Origin of the sequence: Campylobacter concisus (assembly GCF_902460595.1) — a bacterium.
GTDB lineage: Bacteria > Campylobacterota > Campylobacteria > Campylobacterales > Campylobacteraceae > Campylobacter_A > Campylobacter_A concisus_BL.
Genome location: NZ_CABPVA010000004.1, coordinates 51,717 through 56,981 on the forward strand (window position 1 = coordinate 51,717; position 5,265 = coordinate 56,981).

A 5,265-nucleotide genomic window follows, 5' to 3' on the forward strand; every position below is an offset into this window, starting at 1 on the left:
TGCTTCATAGTTGCCATCTTTTATCTCATTTACAAAGGTGTTGGCTTTTTGGATGAAGATACTTTGATCTTTCATACCATCTTCAATGGCCTTTGTGTTTTTGTTTATTAGCTCTGCCATTTGACCAAATTCATCTTTAGATGTTATCTCTATAGGCTCTGCTTTGTTTGTCTTATGATTTAGTAGATCAAAGAAAGATAGTAGGCCTGTTTTTAGTTTGAGGATGATTTTTAGGAGGTAAGAAGATAGGTAAAGTGAGAGCAATAGTCCTAAAATAAGTACCACTACAAGCACTCCAACAGACGCATAAGCAAGTGAGTTTAGATCCTCTAAAAGCTCATCTTTGTCAAGCTCGCCGATCAGATACCAGCCCATACTTTTGATATATTTTGAGCCGATCAATAAATTTCTGCCATCTTTATCTAGCGATATGTAGCTGCCATTTTCATTGATTAGCTTTTTAAGATTTGCTTCGCCTACTATATCTTTTAGATTGCCGCTTTCATCTTTGCCGATCTTGATGTCACCTTTTTCATCGACTAGTAGAAATTTACCGCCACGACCTATCTTTTGTGACTGAACAAAATTTACTATCTCGCTTAAATTTACGCCAGTCGCTGCGATGCCATAAAATTTATCATCTTTTTGAACTTTGTAGTTTATATACATCATTATCTTGCCGCTGCCGTCTTCAGCCTTGTTGATGTCGATTAAGCTTAGGCTGCTGCCATCTTTTAAGGCGTAGTACCACTTGTCATTTTCTGGGTTAATGACCTTTAAAATTTTATCTTCGACGTAGTAGTTTAGGGTTCTATCTGAACCAAACATTATCGTATCTAGCTTTAAATTTTTAGCAAGAGTTTGAAAATAGTCAAATAAGACCTTTCTGCCGTGCTCGTCCTCGCCATTTTTGACCCAGTCTATTAAAAAGCTATTTTGAGTTATTTGATAAGAAGCGTCGATTATCTTATCGATGTAAGATTCTATTTTATAACCAACTTCATTGACAGCAAGTGGGAATTCTTTACTTTCGACCCTGTCGGTATATAAATTTTTAGCCATGTTATAGGTCACAAGACCAACCACACTAACACAAACCAAAAGCATGACACTTAGCACAAGTGCCGTTCTCATCCTGAGTGACTTCATTGCATTCTCCTTAAATCAAATTAACAATTTTATTACAATATATTTAAATAATATTAAATTTTATAAATTAGAAATTTGTGAGATTTTTTGCAAGAAGCATCTTGCCTCTTGCAAATTTATATTAGGATTTATTTTTTAAGGTCGTATTTAGCGAGCATTTTGTCAAATTCGCCAGATTTTTGTAGCTCTTCGATCGCAGCATCTATCTTTTTGATAAGATCAGTATGTTTACCCTTATCAAATGCCATCGCAAAGCCATCTGTGCCGTCAGGAAGTCTTAAAAACTCCTCTAAGTCTGGATTTTGTTTTAAAAACTCAACACCTATTGGGCTATCAGTAAGCACAACATCGATCTTGCCGGCATTTAGTGACATTATAGCTGCCGCTACGTTTTCAGCTGGGATTGACTGAGTTGTGATATTTTTAGCTGCCTCTTCTTGAAGCGTGCCAACTTGAGCTGAAATTTTCTTATCTTTAAGGTTATCTTTATTTACGTCTGAGCCTTTTTTGCGGATAAATAAATTCTCTGAAAAATAATATGGCTTAGTAAAATCAACAGACTTTCTTCTCTCATCTGTAGCGCTCATACCGCTTATCGCGATATCTATCTTGCCCGTTTTTAAAGCTGGTATTAGCCCATCAAAACTCATATTTGCAACGTCAAATTTGATACCAGTTTTTTTAGTGATCTCATTTAGAAGATCGATCTCAAAACCAACGATTTGATTTTTATCATCAAGATACTCAAACGGAGGGTAATCAGCGCTTGAACCCACCTTATAAACTATCTCTTTGCTAGCTTCTGGCGCATTTGCAGTGGCTTTTTTGCCACTATCATCGCCACAACCTATAAAAAACATAACTAACCCTAATGCTAGAACTTTTAATAAATTTTTCATTTTTCTCCTTATTAGTGATTTAAAATTTTACCTAAAAACTCTCGCAGACGCTCGTGCTGCGGATTTGTGAAGACATTTTTTGGTGTGTCATCAACTGCTATCTTGCCTTTGTCCATAAAGAAAATTCTATTTGCCACGTTTCTTGCAAAGCCCATCTCATGAGTCACCACAAGCATCGTTATGCCCTTGGCTGCGACATCTTTCATGATATCAAGCACCTCGCCGATCATCTCAGGATCTAGCGCACTTGTTGGCTCGTCAAATAGTATCACCTCTGGATCCATCGCTAGGCTTCTAGCGATCGCGATACGCTGCTTTTGACCGCCTGAGAGCTTGTGCGGATAGGCAAATTTCTTATCGCTTAGCCCAACACTCTTTAGCAGTTCATCTGCCCTCCTCTCGGCACTCTCTTTGTCTAAGATCCCAGCTTTTATCGGAGCAAGGGTCAAATTTTGCAAGACGTTTTTGTTTGCAAAAAGGTTAAAGTGCTGAAAAACCATGCTCACTTTTTGGCGAATTTTATTTATGTCTGATTTTTTATTGAGGATATCTTCGCCGTTTATCTTGATATGTCCGCTATCTGGCTCTTCAAGACGGTTTATGCAACGTAAAAATGTACTTTTTCCACCGCCACTTGGACCAATTATCGCTATGACTTCACCTTTTTTGATATCCACGCTGATGTCATTTAAAACACGCAAATCGCTATAGCTTTTGTTTAAATTTTTAATCTCAATCATGGCGATTTAGTCTCCTCTCAAGTAGTTTCACCAAAAGGGTGAAAAATTTAACGCTCACGTAATATACAATGCCCGTAAAAATGACTGGCTCTGGGCTGTAAAAGACCGCTTGAAGGCTCTTACTTTGCATCGTGATATCAACGACGCTTATGTAGCCAACGACTGAGGTCTCTTTAAAAAGTGAGATAAACTCATTAGCAAGCGCTGGCAAGATATTTTTAGTAGCTTGTGGGAAGACTATCTCACGCATCGAAACGTAGTAGTTTAGCCCCATCGCACGAGCAGCCTCCATCTGACCTTTATCGACGCTATTTATGCCGCTTCTTACGATCTCAGCGACGTAAGCCGAGCTATTTAGTCCAAGTGCGATCACAGCGACATAGAAGTTGTCACTCCAAGTGGCAAAAATGACCACTGAAAATATTAGAAGTTGAAGTATTACAGGTGTTCCACGCAAGATGTCGATATACTCATCTATGACAAAATTTAAAACCTTGATATCTAAAAATTTAATAAAAGCTAAAATAAATCCAAGTGTTATACCTATAGCAATACCGCCTATAGTAAGGCCTAGCGTCACTCCGTAACTTTTGATATATGCGATCTCTTGCGCCTCGCTAAGATCTCTTGGATAGAAAAAATATGTTCCAAGCGAGACAATTATTATAAAAAATAGAAATTTGGCTAAATTTTGAGCGTTCAACTTCGTCCTTTCTTTAAAATGTAACCTTAAATGATACGAAAAAAAATATATCATTTTGCTTAAATGAATTTAAGGATTGCGTTAGCATTGAAATTTAAATAAATTTGTAATAACATAAGCGTTTTATTTTATTTGAAAGGAAATTTATGAGCTTTGGGTCTTATTTAGCCATCGCCATCTATTTTGGTTTCTTGCTCTTCATCGGACGATATTTCTACGATAAAAATGCAAGTATGAACGAGTATCTGCTAGATAACCGTCAAATGGGTCCAGTCGTCACCGCACTTAGTGCTGGTGCTTCTGATATGAGTGGTTGGATGCTACTTGGCGTGCCCGGGGCCTTATACGCAACTGGAGTGGCAAATGTCTGGATGATAGCTGGTCTTATCGTGGGAGCTTACTGCAACTACTTATTTCTAGCAAAGAGGCTTAGGGTCTATACTGAGGTTGCAAGCGACAGCATCACGATACCTGATTTTTTAGAAAACCGCTTTAAAGACAGAACAAAAATTTTAAGGATCGTATCTGGCCTTATCATTTTGATATTTTTCACGCTTTATGTAAGCAGCGGTATCATCGCTGGAGGCAAGACTTTTGAGAGCTTTTTTGGCATAGGCTTTAAATATGGCGCGATATTTACGCTTTGTATCGTGGTTTTTTACACATTTTTTGGTGGGTTTAAGGCTGTTAGCATAACTGACGCATTTCAGGGACTTTTGATGTTTTGTGTCCTAGTCTCGATCCCAGTCGTGGCATATCTAAATTTAGACCTGCCAAGCGATACAAATTTGATAAAAGAGATAAGCAGACTTGACGCAAATCACCTAAATCCTTTTAGAGATCAGACTTTCTGGGGCATTTTGGGCCTTCTAGCTTGGGGCTTTGGCTACTTTGGGCAGCCACATATCATAGTTAGATTTATGGCGATACGTGACTCAAAAGAGCTTGCAAAGGCAAGAAGGATCGGCATTGGCTGGATGACGATCGGCCTACTTGGTGCAATTATGAGCGGGCTTATCGGCTTTGTCTATTTTAGCCAAAGAGGCGGACTAAGCGACCCTGAGACCGTATTTTTAAAGCTTGGTGAGCTACTTTTCCCACCATTTTTTATAGGTATCATCATCTCAGCCGTGCTTTCAGCGATCATGAGTACCATCTCAAGCCAGCTTTTAGTCACATCAAGCTCGGTCACAAAAGACTTCATATTTGCCTTTTATAAAAAAGAGGTGAGTCAAAGCACGCAAACAGCGATCAGCCGCTACGCTGTCGTGGTCGTAGCACTAATCGCCACAGTGCTTGCCTTTTTATCAACAGATAACGTTCTAAACGTCGTTGGCAACGCTTGGGCTGGATTTGGCGCGAGCTTTGGTCCGGTGCTGCTTTTTAGCCTTTACTGGAAACGTATGAGCGCACTTGGAGCGCTTGCTGGCATGATAGCTGGCGGTGCGACCGTAATATTTTGGATAACATCAGGGCTAAATGCCTATGTTTATGAAATTTTACCAGGCATTTTAACCTCAAGTCTAGCCATCATCATGGTCAGTATCTGGGGCGACGCGATAAATAAAATGACGAGTGAGCCGCACGAGCAAGTGATAAAAGATGAATTTGAAAAGATGAAGACAAGGCTTTAGGTCTTAAATTTATAAGAAATTCCTAGTACTTGTAACTGGGAATTTCTAAAATTTATCTTACCGTCTTTATTGGATAATTATTTCTCGCTCTTCATATAAATTTATAAAATAAGTATTTGCAATGCTTTTCTATCTTGTAT

Annotated in this window: 5 protein-coding genes; 1 reads left to right on the forward strand and 4 read right to left on the reverse strand. The window is 38.7% G+C overall.

Annotated features, from left to right (window positions below):
• The 4 genes from F3G86_RS07375 to F3G86_RS07390 form a co-directional block, all read right to left on the reverse strand.
• On the reverse strand, positions 1–1,149 hold a 1,149-nt coding region (locus F3G86_RS07375), incomplete at its 3' end, for a cache domain-containing protein (protein WP_149723618.1).
• A gap of 128 nt (positions 1,150–1,277) precedes the next feature.
• Complete coding sequence (locus F3G86_RS07380; protein ID WP_149723486.1) at positions 1,278–2,048, reverse strand: basic amino acid ABC transporter substrate-binding protein; 771 nt, start codon at positions 2,046–2,048, stop codon at positions 1,278–1,280.
• A gap of 11 nt (positions 2,049–2,059) precedes the next feature.
• Positions 2,060–2,788, reverse strand: coding sequence for an amino acid ABC transporter ATP-binding protein (locus F3G86_RS07385; protein ID WP_149723487.1), 729 nt, complete (start codon positions 2,786–2,788; stop codon positions 2,060–2,062).
• Entirely contained in the window at positions 2,781–3,491 is a 711-nt protein-coding gene (locus F3G86_RS07390) for an amino acid ABC transporter permease (protein ID WP_012140157.1), read from the reverse strand. Before F3G86_RS07390 ends, F3G86_RS07385 begins: the two co-directional genes overlap by 8 nt.
• A 146-nt stretch (positions 3,492–3,637) precedes the next feature.
• Here F3G86_RS07390 and putP point away from each other — a divergent pair, with 146 nt between their 5' ends.
• A complete protein-coding gene (gene putP, locus F3G86_RS07395; RefSeq protein ID WP_149723488.1) occupies positions 3,638–5,125 on the forward strand; it encodes a sodium/proline symporter PutP in 1,488 nt (495 codons plus the stop codon).
• The last annotated feature ends 140 nt before the right edge of the window (positions 5,126–5,265 follow it).

Coding starts and splice junctions, on each gene's coding strand:
- F3G86_RS07380 (WP_149723486.1), bottom strand. CDS start 2,048: ATGAAAAATTTATTAAAAGTTCTAGCATTAGGGTTAGTTATGTTTTTT.
- F3G86_RS07385 (WP_149723487.1), bottom strand. CDS start 2,788: ATGATTGAGATTAAAAATTTAAACAAAAGCTATAGCGATTTGCGTGTT.
- putP (WP_149723488.1), top strand. CDS start 3,638: ATGAGCTTTGGGTCTTATTTAGCCATCGCCATCTATTTTGGTTTCTTG.